The sequence below is a fragment of the Archangium gephyra genome (genome assembly GCF_049060025.1).
Classification (GTDB): Bacteria; Myxococcota; Myxococcia; order Myxococcales; family Myxococcaceae; genus Archangium; species Archangium gephyra_A.
In genome coordinates this window covers 10,455,356-10,468,632 of sequence record NZ_JBMEQQ010000002.1, presented here as the reverse complement: position 1 = coordinate 10,468,632, position 13,277 = coordinate 10,455,356, and the positions used below count along the sequence as shown (strand labels likewise).

General features: G+C 70.9%; 13 protein-coding genes. 8 read left to right on the top strand and 5 right to left on the bottom strand.

Going from position 1 to position 13,277, the window contains the following annotated elements:
• Positions 1-364 precede the first annotated feature (364 nt).
• From nadA to ACN28I_RS45770, 3 genes are all read left to right on the top strand, one after another.
• Positions 365-1,297: a quinolinate synthase NadA gene (gene nadA, locus ACN28I_RS45780; protein ID WP_420948162.1), complete on the top strand. Its 933-nt coding sequence runs from the start codon at positions 365-367 to the stop codon at positions 1,295-1,297.
• A 100-nt stretch (positions 1,298-1,397) separates the two neighbouring features.
• Positions 1,398-1,979: a hypothetical protein gene (locus tag ACN28I_RS45775; protein WP_420948161.1), complete on the top strand. Its 582-nt coding sequence runs from the start codon at positions 1,398-1,400 to the stop codon at positions 1,977-1,979.
• 122 nt (positions 1,980-2,101) lie between these two features.
• A complete protein-coding gene (locus ACN28I_RS45770; RefSeq protein WP_420948160.1) occupies positions 2,102-2,902 on the top strand; it encodes a methyltransferase domain-containing protein in 801 nt (266 codons plus the stop codon).
• Here the strand turns inward: ACN28I_RS45770 and ACN28I_RS45765 are convergent.
• Positions 2,895-3,263, bottom strand: coding sequence for a metallothionein (locus ACN28I_RS45765; RefSeq protein WP_420948159.1), 369 nt, complete (start codon positions 3,261-3,263; stop codon positions 2,895-2,897). The genes ACN28I_RS45770 and ACN28I_RS45765 overlap by 8 nt on opposite strands.
• Before the next feature lie 463 nt (positions 3,264-3,726).
• On the opposite strand from ACN28I_RS45765, the gene ACN28I_RS45760 reads away from it, so the two are divergent.
• Positions 3,727-5,013, top strand: coding sequence for a hypothetical protein (locus tag ACN28I_RS45760; RefSeq protein WP_420948158.1), 1,287 nt, complete (start codon positions 3,727-3,729; stop codon positions 5,011-5,013).
• Between the two features lie 362 nt (positions 5,014-5,375).
• Here the strand turns inward: ACN28I_RS45760 and ACN28I_RS45755 are convergent, their stop codons facing one another.
• Positions 5,376-5,558, bottom strand: coding sequence for a hypothetical protein (locus ACN28I_RS45755; RefSeq protein WP_420948157.1), 183 nt, complete (start codon positions 5,556-5,558; stop codon positions 5,376-5,378).
• Positions 5,559-5,665: 107 nt separating this feature from the next.
• Between ACN28I_RS45755 and ACN28I_RS45750 the strand changes: the two genes are divergently transcribed.
• Positions 5,666-6,349 (top strand): hypothetical protein, encoded by a 684-nt coding sequence (locus ACN28I_RS45750; RefSeq protein WP_420948156.1) that lies wholly within the window; start codon positions 5,666-5,668, stop codon positions 6,347-6,349.
• Positions 6,350-6,380: 31 nt separating this feature from the next.
• Here ACN28I_RS45750 and ACN28I_RS45745 read toward each other — a convergent pair whose 3' ends face one another.
• The 3 genes from ACN28I_RS45745 to ACN28I_RS45735 form a co-directional block, all read right to left on the bottom strand.
• Positions 6,381-7,064, bottom strand: a complete 684-nt coding sequence (locus ACN28I_RS45745; RefSeq protein ID WP_420948155.1) for a hypothetical protein — start codon at positions 7,062-7,064, stop codon at positions 6,381-6,383.
• Between the two features lie 278 nt (positions 7,065-7,342).
• Positions 7,343-9,520 carry a protein kinase domain-containing protein gene (locus tag ACN28I_RS45740; protein ID WP_420948846.1) on the bottom strand — a complete coding sequence of 726 codons (2,178 nt, stop codon included), beginning with the start codon at positions 9,518-9,520 and terminating at the stop codon, positions 7,343-7,345.
• Between the two features lie 245 nt (positions 9,521-9,765).
• A complete protein-coding gene (locus tag ACN28I_RS45735) occupies positions 9,766-10,830 on the bottom strand; it encodes a hypothetical protein (protein ID WP_420948154.1) in 1,065 nt (354 codons plus the stop codon).
• A 100-nt stretch (positions 10,831-10,930) separates the two neighbouring features.
• Between ACN28I_RS45735 and ACN28I_RS45730 the strand changes: the two genes are divergently transcribed.
• The 3 genes from ACN28I_RS45730 to ACN28I_RS45720 all read left to right on the top strand — a co-directional run bounded on the left by ACN28I_RS45730 (position 10,931) and on the right by ACN28I_RS45720 (position 13,076).
• On the top strand, positions 10,931-11,752 hold the full coding sequence (locus ACN28I_RS45730) for a glycerophosphodiester phosphodiesterase (RefSeq protein WP_420948153.1): 822 nt from the start codon (positions 10,931-10,933) through the stop codon (positions 11,750-11,752).
• 13 nt (positions 11,753-11,765) lie between these two features.
• Positions 11,766-12,539 (top strand): deoxynucleoside kinase, encoded by a 774-nt coding sequence (locus ACN28I_RS45725; protein ID WP_420948152.1) that lies wholly within the window; start codon positions 11,766-11,768, stop codon positions 12,537-12,539.
• Positions 12,540-12,602: 63 nt separating this feature from the next.
• Positions 12,603-13,076: an acyl-CoA thioesterase gene (locus ACN28I_RS45720; protein ID WP_420948845.1), complete on the top strand. Its 474-nt coding sequence runs from the start codon at positions 12,603-12,605 to the stop codon at positions 13,074-13,076.
• Positions 13,077-13,277 lie beyond the last annotated feature (201 nt).

Sequence of the window (13,277 nt, the reverse complement as noted above, 5' to 3'; positions counted from 1 at the left end):
TCAGCAGGCAGGCCACTCAACCGTACCCGGCGCAATTCGATCGCTCTTCCGGGTACGGCCCACGTGCCCGTGCCGCCCCTCCCCCTTCCGCTCGTGCCACGAGAAAGCCTTTTCCAACGTCCAGCATCCAGGACACCAGGTGATCGGGCTTCATCCGCAGCCAATGCGGTCCCGGGAATATCTTAGCGGTTCCTGGGATGGTTGGCGTCAAGTGTCCTCAGGAGCCCTCGGGGCGGGGCTGTCCTGCGGACCAGGAAGGCGCCTCCCTGGCCGGACGTCACGGGGGCCGCCGCCTCCCACCCTCCGGGTATTCGTCCTTGGCCCCCATCCGGACCGCCGGTTAAATGAACCGGAAGGAGACTCGATGGGCGCCGAAGTCGACTACGAGCGGGAAATCCAGGAACTGAAGCGGAAACTCAACGCCGTCATCCTCGCGCACTACTACCAGGAGAGCGAGATCCAGGATGTGGCGGATTTCGTCGGGGACAGCCTCGCGCTCGCCCAGGCCGCGGCCCGGACGAAGGCGGACGTCATCGTCTTCTGCGGCGTCCACTTCATGGCCGAGACCGCGAAGATCCTCAATCCAGGGAAGTTGGTGCTGCTGCCGGACCTGAAGGCCGGCTGCTCGCTGTCCGACCGCTGCCCCCCGGCCGCCTTCAAGGCCTTCAAGGAGAAGCACCCGGAGCACTTCGTGGTGAGCTACGTCAACAGCTCCGCCGCCGTGAAGGCCATGAGCGACGTCATCTGTACGTCCTCCAACGCGGTGAAGATCGTCAACCAGGTGCCCAGGGACCGGCAGATCCTCTTCGCCCCGGACCAGCACCTGGGCCGCTATGTGATGAAGCAGACCGGCCGGGACATGGTGCTGTGGCCGGGCAGCTGCATCGTCCATGAGATTTTCAGCGAGAAGCGGCTGGTGCAGCTCAAGGTGCAGCACCCCGAAGCCGAGGTGGTGGCACACCCCGAGTGCGAGGAGGCCGTGCTGCGCCACGCCGACTACATCGGCTCGACCAAGGGCCTGCTGGACTACGTGCTCAAGAGCCCCAAGCGGGAGTTCATCGTCGTGACGGAGGCCGGCATCCTCCACCAGATGAAGCTCGGCGCGCCGGAGAAGACCTTCATCCCCGCCCCTCCGGACAATGGTTGTTCCTGCAACGAATGTCCCTACATGCGGCTGAACACGATGGAGAAGCTCTACCGGTGCATGAGGGACAAGACGCCGGAGCTGACCCTGCCCACGGATTTGCAGTCCGCGGCGCTGGCGCCGCTGCAGCGGATGCTCGAATGGTCACAGTGAGGGCGTGACGCAGCGCGCCGTCTGTCGCGGGCGCGGCAATTTCAGCATCGCACCGTATTCGTGCCTTGCACCGGACGCGTCACGGTGCGATCTCAACAGCGTGGGTTTCCGATTCGTCGCCATCCCTGGCCACCGCGTGGTGGCGCATCCCCAGTCGTTGCCCTCGGAAGAGCGGCTCGAGCCGGAGCTGCCACCGCTGCATGAAGCGGTGGAGCGAGCGTTCGCGAGCGCCGAATTCCGGGACGTGAAGGCGAAGGACCGCCTGCGCGCCCTCCTCAAGGGGGACAAGCCTCCCAACCTGGGCAGCCCCGGGTCGGGCTTCGGTCCGTCCGCCCTCTTCGCCCAGCCTCCGCAGGATCTGCCCGCGTTGCTGCGGCTGGCGGATGAGCTGGAGTCGCTGGCCCGGCGGGACGCGGGCGAGCGGGCGCTCGTCTGGAAGTGCGCCGAGTGCAGCGCCCGTTACGCCGTCCCCGTGGCGCTGGCGCGCTCCGTCTCCATCCGCTGCGAGCGCTGCGGCCACCCGGTGGAGCTCAACCCCGGGCGCAGCCTGGGTGAGGAGTCGCTCATCGACCCGTTCCTCGGCGCGGTGAACAGCGCCCGGCACGAGCTGGCCGGCTTCTTCCGCGAGGCCATGGCCCGCGGCTGGCCCATCCTCGTCTCCACCGAGGAGCTGGGTAGCTGAGCACCGGTCCGCTCCGTGCGACGCATGGGGCAGCGGAACGGTGACGGGCACCCTCACCCCCACCCTCTCCCGGTGGGAGAGGGAGTTCGCGTGGCCCTCATGGGGCCCGGCCTGAGACGTTCATGCATCGCGCCATCTTCCAGCTCCTGCGCTGCCCCCGGTGTCGGCGCGGCCGGTTGACGCCCGGCCAGGACACGCCCCAGCTCGTCTTCGGGCCCCTGCACTGCCCCGAGTGCCATGCGAGCTTCCCGGTCACGGAGGGCGTGGCGGACCTCGCGCTCCAACCGGCCACCTCGGCCCTCGCCCAGCGCGGAATGGAGCAGCGGCTCATCGCCCGCTCCTACGAGCGCTACGTGCGCCCCGCCCTGCAGCGCGCCCTCGCGGCGCCCGCGCTGGACCGCGACAGCGAATACCTGCTGTACCGCTCCCTGCTCGGCCACCCGGAAGCGCCCGTGCTGGACCTGGGCACCGGCACCGGACTCTTCGCCCGGCGCCTGGCCCGCGAGCCGGACCTGCCCGCCGTGGTGGGGATGGATTTGTCGCGGGCGATGCTCGAGGAGGCCGTGGCCCAGGGCCGCGAGACGGGCGTGCACGTGGACTTCCTCCGGGCCGAGGCGCCCTACCTGCCCTTCCAGGATGACTCGCTGGGCGCGGTGCTGCTGGCGCACTCGCTGCACTTCATCGCCGACGTGGGCCGGCTGCTGCTGGAGGTGGCCCGCGTGCTGCGTCCGGGCGGCCGCTTCGTGGCCAGCACCTGGATGCCACCGGGCAGGGCCTCGGCCTTCGTCCAGCGCCGCGCCGGCCTCCACCCTCGCGAGGAGGAGGAGCTCCGCGACGCCCTGTCCGCCGTGGGACTGGGGGGCTTCGCGCGGCTGCGGCTGCCTCCCCTGCTGGTAGTGAAGGCCGAGAAGCCGGCTAGATGAACATGCCCGCCGAGGCGTCCAGGCGCACCTTCCGCACCTCCTGCACGCTGCTCTCGGCCTCCAGCGGCGCCACCACGTCCTGACGGGGCTTCTTGCACTTGGGGCACTCGCACGAGCCCTTCTTGCACGTGCAGTCCGCCGCGCTCGAGCACCGGCACTTGGCGGCGTGCAGCTCGCCCGCCTTGTCCTGCTTCAGCGTGTCCTGCTTCGCCGGAGCCGCCGTCTCCTGCTTGCCGGGCGCCACCGGCGCGGGCACGGCCTCGGCCTTGGCGCGGTGACCCTCGCACGCCCCCGCCTGCCCCGCCGCGAGCAGCACGCTGCCCACCACCGCCGCCGCCAGCGTCATCCCGATGTGCTTCATCTCCACGGTCCTCCCGGGTGGCAGACCCGAATCCCTCCAGGCTATATCCCAGCGGTTTCCCTCTGTCCAAACCCGGAGGCCCGCGGTGTGCACCCCGCTCCAGCAGGCACGCCCCGCGAGCAGGCACCGCGGGCCGCTCGGAGCGCTCGCGACGCGCGAGGGGGCCACGTACAGTCCGCCCCACCCGTGTCCGCGCGAACCGATCGCCTCGTCTACGCCGCCGCCCTCGTGCTGGGCGCCCTGCCCCTGTGGGTGTCCTCGCACCTGCCCATGGTGGACCTGCCGCAGCACCTCCACCTCATCTCCGTCCTCCACCGGCTGGAGGACCCCACCACCCTCTACCCCCAGCTCTTCGCCGCGCGGCACGAGCTGACGCCCTACCTCGGCTACTACTACGCCGTCAGCCTCCTCAACTGGCTGCTCCCGTTGGAAGCTCGCCAACCGCCTCTTCCTCTCCGCCTACGTGGTGGGCCTCCCGCTGGCGCTCGCCTTCCTGCTGCGCGCCCTCGGACGTCCCACGTGGCCCTCGCTGCTCGCCCTGCCGCTGGCCTATGGCGACAGCTTCGGGTGGGGCTTCATCAACTACCTCACCGCGCTGCCGCTCGCCCTCCTGTGCTGCGGCCTCTTCGTCCGCGCGCTCACCGGTACGGGCCGGCGCCACCTCTGGGCCTCCGGGCTCGCCGCGTGCCTCATCGCCGTCCTCCTCTTCCACGTGCAGGCCTTCGCCTTCCTCGGGCTCGCCCTGCCCTGGCTGCTCCTCACCACGCCCGTCCCCGAGGATGCTGGCGCCCACGGCCTCCAGGCCCGGCTCCGGCCCCGGCTCCCCGCGCTCCTCGGCGTGACGCCCGGCGTCGCCCTCTTCCTCTCGTGGGTGGTGCTGCGCCTGGGCCAGCCCTCCGAGGTGGAGACGGGAGCCCCCTGGAAGGCCTGGGGCCCCATGCTGTCGCCGCAGAACCTCTCCTGGAAAAGCTTCGCGCAGAACCGCGCCGAGCTGCTCGAGGTGCTCGCCAATCTCCTCCGGGACGGCTCGGATCGCTGGCCCCTCTATGCCGTGGGTGCCGTGGCCGTGGGCGCCCTCGTGCTGGGTGTGGTGCGCGGCGACTCCAGCGGCGAGCGCCTCCTGGCCCGCTCGCGTCTGCCGGGGCTCGTGCTCATCGCGCTCGGCCTCTTCTTCCTGCTCCCCTTCGACATCCGCGGCTACATCTACTACCTGAACACGCGTTACGCGCAGCTCGCCGCCGTGCTCGCCGTGGCGAGCCTTCCCGTGACGCAACCCGCGCTCCGCCGCCCGCTGTTGTGGGCCAGCGCCGCCTGCGCCCTGCTGCTCGCGCTCGTGCTGGGCCGCGGCTTCCGCGCCTTCTCCCGCGAGGCCTCCGAATGGGATGCCCTCGCCGAGGCCACCGCGCCCCGCGCCCGGGTGATGGGGCTCATCTTCGACAGCGGCTCGCGCGTGGTGCGCCACCCCGTCTTCCTCCACGGCGCCGCCGAGCTGGCCCGTGCGCGCGGCGGCAGCACCAACTTCAGCTTCGCCCTCACCCCCCACTCGCCCCTGCGCTACCGCGGCACGCCCCCGCCCACCTTCCCCTCCGAGTGGCGGCCCCACGACTTCGACTACGCCTCCCAGGGCCCCGCCTACGACCATTTCCTCGTGCGCGGCGTCCACCCCTCGCGCATCTTCGGCGAGCGGCTCCAACGCGAGCTCGCCGTGGCCGCCGAGTCGGGCAATAGCTGGCTGGTGCGCCGCCGCTGAACGCTCGCGCCGGGCAAGTGTGGGCCAGTGGTCGCTGCCCGCCCCGCCCACCTCACCGCGCCGCGCGGGGCGCCTTACCTGTCAGCCATGTCCACCAAGAGTCCTCTGGCCGATCCGCGTCCGCTGCTGGACGCTCTGCGCGCCGGCACATCCCTGCCCGGCTTCCCCTCCGACGTGGTGGATCTCGCCCGCTCGCTCGCGGCCGAGCCCGGCTCCGCCTCGCCCTCCGACGTCGAGGCCCTCCCCGAGCCCCTCGCGCTCGCCCTGCTCGAGGGCTCCGTGCTCGACGGCAGGCCCGCCCTCGCCGAGGCGCTCGCGGGCTCCGGCAACAAGGGGCTCGCCAAGGCCGCCAGGAAGGCCCTCTACCGGCTGCGCTCCCGGGGCGTCGAGGTCTCCGCACCGGCCCGTCCCACCGCCTCCGAGGCCTCGCGCCCCATGGTGGCGGGCCCGGAGCCGCTGCCCGCCCTCCTCACCAGCATCGACGGCACCGGGGAGCGCGTGCTGGAGATCGCCCGCCCCTTGCGCGGCGGCGGCGTCGAGGCCATCCAGTTCCTCTATTCGGACGAGCAGGGCGTGCAGCGCCTGCAGGTGGTGGAGCTCAGCCGCGGCGAGTACCGGCGCGTGGTGAAGCAGGCGACCAGCCCCGGGGCCGATGCCGCCGTGGAGGCTCTCCCACGAGGAGGCCCTGGAGCGGCTGACGGCCGCGGCGGGCCTCAACCTGCGCCAGCGCACACCCTTCCCGCAGGGCCTCGACGCGGTGCTGCGCCACCTCGGCGTGCAGGCCCGGGACGTGCCCCTGGAGATTCCGCCGCCGGAGCCGGAGGACGAGCGGCTCGCCTACGAGGCCCACAAGCTCCACGACGAGCCGGAGATGCGCGGCTGGCTGCCCCCCGTCTCCGAGCTGGAGCGGCTGGCCCACACCGTGGACGAGCTGGAGGCGAGCCCGCTCGCCCTCACCCTGGCCCAGCGCAACGAGGAGATCATCCAGGCGGCCCACACGCAGGCCCATGCCTTCTTCGCCGCCCCGGCCATGCGCCAGCTCCACGCGGGCCGTCTGTGGGAGATGGCGCTCCACTTCGAGCGCATCGGCAAGGAGCACCCGGCCCAGGTGGCCCGCGCCGAGGCCCGCAGGCTCGCGCATGGCGTCACCGAGCCGCCCTCCCGCTACGCCGAGCGCCTCTTCGAGAAGGCCCTGCTCGTCACCATGGCACAGCGCGCCGCCCCGGGTTCGAGAGATCCCGCCGAGGCCCGGGCGAGGGCCCGCGCCGCCGAGCAGCAGCGGGCCCAGTCAGCCGAGGCCGAGCGGCGCAGCCCGGGCGGCATCATCCTCCCCTGAGACTCTCCTGAGCCTTCAAGAGAGGCCCTGCTCACGCCGACACCCGCGCCCGCAGCAACAGGTCCAGGTTCTCCATCTCCCAGGCCTGGGCGCGCGAGTAGTCGTGGAAGCGCTTCTCGTGCTCGAGGAACTCGGGCGGGTGGATGCAGCGCCGCCCGTCCTCGCCCCGGCGCGTCCGGTACACGTGGTGCAGCATCTCGTGGAAGACGATCCACTCCACGAAGTAGCGCGGCACCACCGGCTGATCCAACGCCGGGTGGATGCGGATGACGCGCGAGTCCGCCGAGTAGGAGCCCATCTTGATGCTCTTGCGCGGCCGGGTGACACGCGGCGCCGGTCCGAAGGTGATGGCCGCGTCGATGCGGCCCCGGAAGTAGCGCTCGTTCAGCCGCTCGTAGATGCGGCCGAGATCATGATGCTGCCCCACCGGCTCCATGCGCAGGCGCTTGCGCATCTGCGCGGGAGACACGCGACGGATGTAGGCCTTGTTGCGCTCGATGAACTTGTCGAGCAGCACGCTGGCCTCCGCGTCGCCGTTGCGCACGTACTCAGCGAGCGCTTGGATGACCTCGTCCGGCGCCGCCAGGAACATGTGGTGCAACCGCAGCCGCCACAACGCCCGGTGCCGCTGGAACGTGAGCATCGTGTGCGTGTTGTCGTGAACCTCCACCGCCACCGGAGCCCTCAGCCGTGTGCGCAGCCGGCGTTCGAGCACTCGACGCCATACCTTCAGCAACCGATTGGGCTCGGGTGCGATGGACTGCTGCTCACGGGCGATCCGCCCCGCCGGCGAGACTCCGCTTCTTCGCCAGGTTCTTCTTCTTCGCGCGCGCCATAGACAGGGCCGGATTCTAAAGACCCGTCTGACACGTGTAAACGAGATGAAGGAGTCAAATCCCCTGGAATTCCAACAGCTTATATCCACTCCCGCGTACCCTCGCCCACTTGTCCGCCGGAGGGGGAGCCCACCGCATATGTCCCCCCCGGCAACCCTTACCGTCGGGTCTTCTGGGGGGTGCAATCCCGCTTGCTCAGGGTGAAGACAACGGACCTGCGAGAATCCCCGGGAACCTCGAATTCCTTGGTACGCCAAGGGCCTCGATTGGCACAGCGGTAGCTCACCTCGACGGGGCCGGGGGGCAGGGGCAACACCCCGTTGGGGCGCACCGTCCGGTCCACCACCCTCATCACTGTCCGTGCGGGTGCCTTGAACTGCACGCGAACCTCGGCGGGCGGCGCGGGGGCCGGAGGCTCCACCGGTTTCTCGCCCACTGTCCCACCCGCCACCAGGGCGGCGCCCACCGGAGCCGTGCCGCCCAGATCAGCGGTGGATGTGGTCGTACCTGCCCCAGCGGAGGCGCCAGTCGCACCCATGTCCGCCGGGGGGGCACCCGTGCCGGACTCGGGGGTGGCGGACGCGCTGCCCGTCCCGGTCCCGGTCCCCGGCTCGGAAGCCGAGGCGCCAGGCGTGGCCGAAGCGGTTCCGGTCCCTGTTCCGGTGGAGGGAGCCGCCCCCTCCGGATCGCCCTCGGCGCCGGGTGGAGGCTCGTCGCGGGTGGACGTGGTGGGAGTCCTGCGCGCCGCGGGCTCGGGCTGCTGGGGCGGCATCAGGAACAGCCACGCGATGCCACCCGCGCTCACGAGGAGCAGCGTCACGAGCGCGGCCACCACCAGGCGCAGGCCCCGCGACTTGCCGGCGGGCGCCGGGTGCTGGGCCTCGGGGTCGGTGACGAAGCTGTGATCGTAGCCGGCGGTGGACTCGTCATCATCCTGATCCTCGCCGGCGCGGCGCGCACCGGGGCGCGGCGGCGGCAGATCATGCGTCTGCGAGAGCTCGGAGGTCTCCTCGTGCTGGGAGTCCTCGTCCTCCTCGTCGTACCCGGGCCCCCGCTCGTTCACGGTGGAGGACGTGACGGAGACGGAGTTGGAGCCCTCCTCCTCCTCCTCGTCGGGCACCGGCGGAGGCGCGCGGCGGCGATCCAACGCGGCCACGGAGCCGGAGATGGCGGGCTTGCGCACGGGCGTGGGACGCCGGGCCGCAGCGGCGGGAGTGCGCGCCGGCCGATCCTGCAAGGTGGACTCGCCCGTCACGGCGCGGGGGGCACCGGGGGCCTGCGAGCGCCTGGGCGCGGTGCTCAGCGCGGTGGGCTCGTCGTCCTCGTCATCGCCCAGGGCCGCGGCGAGCATGTCCTGCGGACGGGCCATCTCCGTGGCGGGATCGGCCTCATCGGGGTCCACCGCCGAGCGCACGTTCTGCGCGCTGGGCCGGCGCATGGGGAGCGCGGCGAGGCCCGCGGGGACCTGCGCCGAGGAGTCCTTGCGCGCGCCGGGCTTGGGAATGGGGACGTGGAGCATGGTGCGCTCCTCCTCCTCACCCAGCAGCCGCGCGATGTAGGCCGCCACGTCGTCGCTCTGCCGCAGCATGCCCGAGTTCAGCAGCCCCTCGAGGTCCGCCTGCACCTGCGCCGCCCGCTGGTAGCGCAGGTTGCGGTCCTTCACGAGGCACTTCATCACGATGCGCGACAGCTCCTGCGGATAGTCGTCCCGCAGGAGGTGGGGCGGCGAGGGGTTCTCGAAACGGATGGCGTAGAGGATGCCCTCCGTCGTCGGCCGCGCGTAGGGCGAGCGCCCGGTGGTGATCTCATAGAGCATCACCCCCAGCGCGAAGATGTCCGAGCGGTGATCCAACCGCTCCTGCATCACCTGCTCGGGCGAGAGGTAGAGGAACTTGCCCTTGATGACGCCCGGCTTGCTGCGCTCGGCGATGGCCTCGGCCTTGGCGATGCCGAAGTCCACCAGCTTCACCGAGCCGTTGTAGTTCACCATCACGTTCTGCGGGCTGACATCCCGGTGGATGAGCCCCAGCGGACGGCCGTCCACGCCCTTGGAGTTGTGGGCGTACTCGAGGCCCGCGGCCACCTGGGCGCAGATGCGCGAGGCCACCGCGTAGGGCACCGCGGCGGTGAACTTCGCCTCCTCCGCGAGGATGCGCCGGAGGTCCACGCCCTCCAGGTACTCCATGGCGATGAAGATGCTCTCGCCAATCTTCCCCAGTTCGAAGACCTGGACGATGTTGGGGTGATGGAGCTGCGCGGCGATGCGCGCCTCGTCCAGGAACATCTGGACGAACTCCGGCTCCTCCGAGAGGTACGGGAGGATGCGTTTGATCACCAACAGGTCCGCATCGGGGGGCTCCTGCGCGAGGAAGAGCTGCCGCCATTCCCCCCATCGCGAGCCGCTTGATGAGGAGGTACTTGCCAAAGGGGGTGGCAGTCTGTGGCGCGTTCTCAGGAATGGGAGCCCCCAGGAGTCGGTCGACGTGAGACGCTGAGCTTGTTTCCGAGCTTACCCGCAATCCCCACTTGTGTGGTGGGGCGGAAACCAGATGTGGGATAGCAGACCTGATGCCCGTTCGGCTACCTGCCCGAACTCGCACTCCCAGCGTCCCACCCACTCGCCAGGTCCCGGTCGCAACCGCGGGGATGAAGGATGTGGGTGAACCGGTTACCGGGCCCCCCGTCCGGCGACTCCGTCCCGGGCACCCGGCCGCCGTCCGGCTCCGGGGTACACGTCTCTCCGGTGCCCCCATCCAGGCAGGGCACGAAGGTGTAGGTATCCCACACCCCCCGGATGCCCAGGGGGAAGACGCCGGTGCCCCCATCGCCGAGGACGAAGGCCAGCCCCTCGCAACCCGCCGCGCCCCCGTCGGGAGAGCCGGGTCCGGAGAGGGAGCGGGTACTCACCAGGATTCCGCCCTCGAGCTCGAAACCGGAGGCGCCCAACGCCAGGGGCGAGGAGTCGGTCACGACGAGCGGCCCGGGCACGTACACCCGCGTGCCGAGCAGCTCCGGATTGGGACGGGCCCGGCCCCCATCGGCATTGCCGAAGCCCGGGGGCACGAGGTTGTCGGCGGGCACCGCCAGGGTTCCGAGGAGGCGGATTTCCACCTGCGCGAGGCCCGTCCGGTAGCCGATGAACTGTTCGAAACCAGACTCTGTCCGCATCACTCCGGTGAGGTCCACGCGCTGACCCACCTGGGGGACGAAGTCCGCGGGCAGGTCCATCCAGTCCTTGTGGACCCAGAGGCCCTGCGTGGGCCGGGCGGGATCCACCACCCAGAACCAGGCACGCACCTGCTCCTGAGCCCCCTCGGCGCGGCGCTCCACACGCTCGACAGTGTGGAGGACGACGCGCTCGAGCAGCACCCGCGTTCCACTGCCCGCGGGGAGCCGGCGGGCCTCGGAGATGGTCATCAGCACGGGAGCGGACGGCGCGCCCGCGTCGGCCTGGGAGCCTCCATCCGAGGGGAAGCCCGCATCCGGCGGGGGGCCGCCATCCGCGCTGCACACCCCGGTGCAACCCGGTGTGGTGCCCGAATCCTTCATGGGCAGGCTGTCCTGCAGCGCTCCGCAACCGGGAGCCAACACTGCCGCGGCCGTTACCAGGGCCGCCGCGCCGAAGATCTTGCGCAGAAGAATCACGGTGGCGTCTCCTCGGGATGGGCCTTCTTCAACCGGGCCTTATACCGGCGGGCCACGAACCCCGGCAAGGAAGGGGCCCGCCCCGGAGACCACCACCCCCATGCCGCACCCCAGGCATCCCTACTTCCGCGGCCTCTCCCCCACCCTGCACATCTCCCACCGGGGAGGCTCGCTGCTGGCCCCGGAGAACACCCTGCCCGCCTTCCGCATGGCGGTGGAGCGCTACCACACGCAGGTGCTGGAGACGGACGTCCACCTCACCCGCGACGGCGAGCTGGTGGTGTTCCACGACGACACCCTCCAGCGGTGCACCAACGGCCAGGGGGCCCTCGCGGACCACACGCTGGCCGAGCTGCGGCGCCTGGATGCCGGCTACCACTTCACCCCGGACGGAGGCCGCACCTTCCCCTTCCGGGGCCAGGGCGTGCACCTGTCCACCCTCGGCGAGCTGCTGCGCGCCTTCAAGGGCGTGCGCTTCAACATCGAGGTGAAGCCGGACGTGCCGGGCATCGAGGACGCCTTCTTCCAGGTGCTGCGCGAGGAGGGCGCGCTGGAACAGGCCTGTATCGGCAGCGAGCTGGACTCCGTGGGCGAGCGGCTCGCGCGGGTGATGCCGGACGCCTGCCACTTCTACCCGCGCGACGCGCTGGCCGCCCTGGTCCTCTCCGTGCGGGCGGGCGAGCAGCCGCCGGAGGACCCGCGCTACACCGTCCTGGACATGCCCCTGTACTTCGGAGACGTACGGCTGGTGGACGAGGCCCTCCTGCGCGAGGTGGAGGCGCGCGGCAAGTGGATCAACGTGTGGACGGTGGATGAGCCCGAGGAGATGCGCCGGCTCGCCGGCGAGGGCGTGGGAGGTATCATGACGGACAGGCCGGACCTTCTGCGCCGAGTCTTGGACGAGCACCAAAAGCCGCGTTAAGCCCATGGCCCGTATGCCCCGCTCCCCCCCGCGCAAGCGCGCCCCGAAGGCCGTGACAGCCGCTTCCAACACCGCACTGCCGCTGGCCGCCTCCGAGGCTCCGGCGCCCGTGCCTCCGTCCGAGACGTCCGGGCGCAACGCGGTGCGCCGCCTGCGCGCTCCACGGGCCAAGCGCTTCGTCGCCCTGGCCGGCAACATCGGCGCGGGCAAGACGACGGCCGCGAAGATCATCAGCCAGACCTTCGGCTTCGAGCTCTTCGACGAGCCCGTCATCGATAACCGCTTCCTCAAGGACTACTACGCCAACATGGGGCGGTGGTCCTTCACCCTCCAGCTCGAGTTCCTCATCCGCCGCGTCGAGCACCACGAGCTCATCCACTCGGTGAAGAAGAGCTGCGTGCAGGACCGCACGCTCTACGAGGATCCGGAAATCTTCGCCAAGTACCTGCACGGCCTGGGGCACATGACGAACGCGGAGCTGGACCTGTACTTCGAGTACTTCCAGCGGCTGACGCGCAACATCGTGCACCCGGACAAGGTCATCTACTTCGACGTGCCCACGGTGGACGTGCTGCTGGGCCGCATCCGCCAGCGCGGCCGCGAGGAGGAGAAGGGAATCGAAAAGGGCTTCCTGCGCGGGCTCAACGGCTACTACGCCACCTTCCCCATGGTGCTGCAGACCAAGTACGGCGTGGACTGCCTGGTGATGGACGTGACGAACCAGGACATCCGCACCGGCCGGGGACGCGAGGAGTTCCTCGACCGGGTCACCACCTTCCTCGCCTGAGGTTCCGCCGTGTCCGAGCAGTCCGAGCTCCCCGCCAAGAGCGCCCGCGAGTCCGAAGTGGTGATGACGCAGATGATCCTCCCCTCGGACGCCAACGCGGTGAACACCGCCTTCGGCGGCAAGGTGATGGAGTGGATCGACATCTGCTGCGCCGTGGCCGCCCAGCGTCACTGCCGGCAGGTGGTGGTCACCGCTTCCATGGACGATCTGCACTTCCACGCGCCCATCAAGGTGGGCTGGACGGTGACGCTGCACTCGCGCGTCATCGCCACGTTCCGCACGTCGATGGAGGTGGGCGTCACGGTGACGGCGGAGAATCCGCTCACCGGCGAGAAGCACATGGCCACGAGCGCCCTGCTCACCTTCGTGGCCGTGTCGGCCAACGGCCAGCGCATTCCGGTGCCCCCGCTCGCGCTGGAGACGGACGCGGAGCGCGAGGCCTTCCGCGAGGCCGAGCAGCGGCGCAAGGAGCGGCTCTCGCGCAAGCAGACGAGCCTCGCCTGGCAGAAGGTCATCCGGCCCGGCGCCGCGGGCTGAGGCCGGACGGGGCGAAAACAGCTCCCGCGAACCCCGTGCCTCTCCCAAAGCACGGGGCCCGCGGGTCCGCCGACGACCGTTACGCTCCGCTCCACGCGGAGGGGCCGACAACCCCGAGCTCCGATGGTCCGCCGAACATGGGGGCCCGTGGTGCGCCTGTCGAGCGACGGTGCCTCCGGTATACCTCCCGGGGCTGACATG

Excerpts from the sequence above, each read along its gene's own strand:
- nadA (WP_420948162.1), top strand. The coding sequence starts at position 365 with ATGGGCGCCGAAGTCGACTACGAGCGGGAAATCCAGGAACTGAAGCGG.
- ACN28I_RS45770 (WP_420948160.1), top strand. The coding sequence starts at position 2,102 with ATGCATCGCGCCATCTTCCAGCTCCTGCGCTGCCCCCGGTGTCGGCGC.
- ACN28I_RS45765 (WP_420948159.1), bottom strand. The coding sequence starts at position 3,263 with ATGAAGCACATCGGGATGACGCTGGCGGCGGCGGTGGTGGGCAGCGTG.
- ACN28I_RS45755 (WP_420948157.1), bottom strand. The coding sequence starts at position 5,558 with ATGGCCTCGACGCCGCCGCCGCGCAAGGGGCGGGCGATCTCCAGCACG.
- ACN28I_RS45750 (WP_420948156.1), top strand. The coding sequence starts at position 5,666 with ATGCCGCCGTGGAGGCTCTCCCACGAGGAGGCCCTGGAGCGGCTGACG.
- ACN28I_RS45730 (WP_420948153.1), top strand. The coding sequence starts at position 10,931 with ATGCCGCACCCCAGGCATCCCTACTTCCGCGGCCTCTCCCCCACCCTG.
- ACN28I_RS45725 (WP_420948152.1), top strand. The coding sequence starts at position 11,766 with ATGCCCCGCTCCCCCCCGCGCAAGCGCGCCCCGAAGGCCGTGACAGCC.
- ACN28I_RS45720 (WP_420948845.1), top strand. The coding sequence starts at position 12,603 with ATGACGCAGATGATCCTCCCCTCGGACGCCAACGCGGTGAACACCGCC.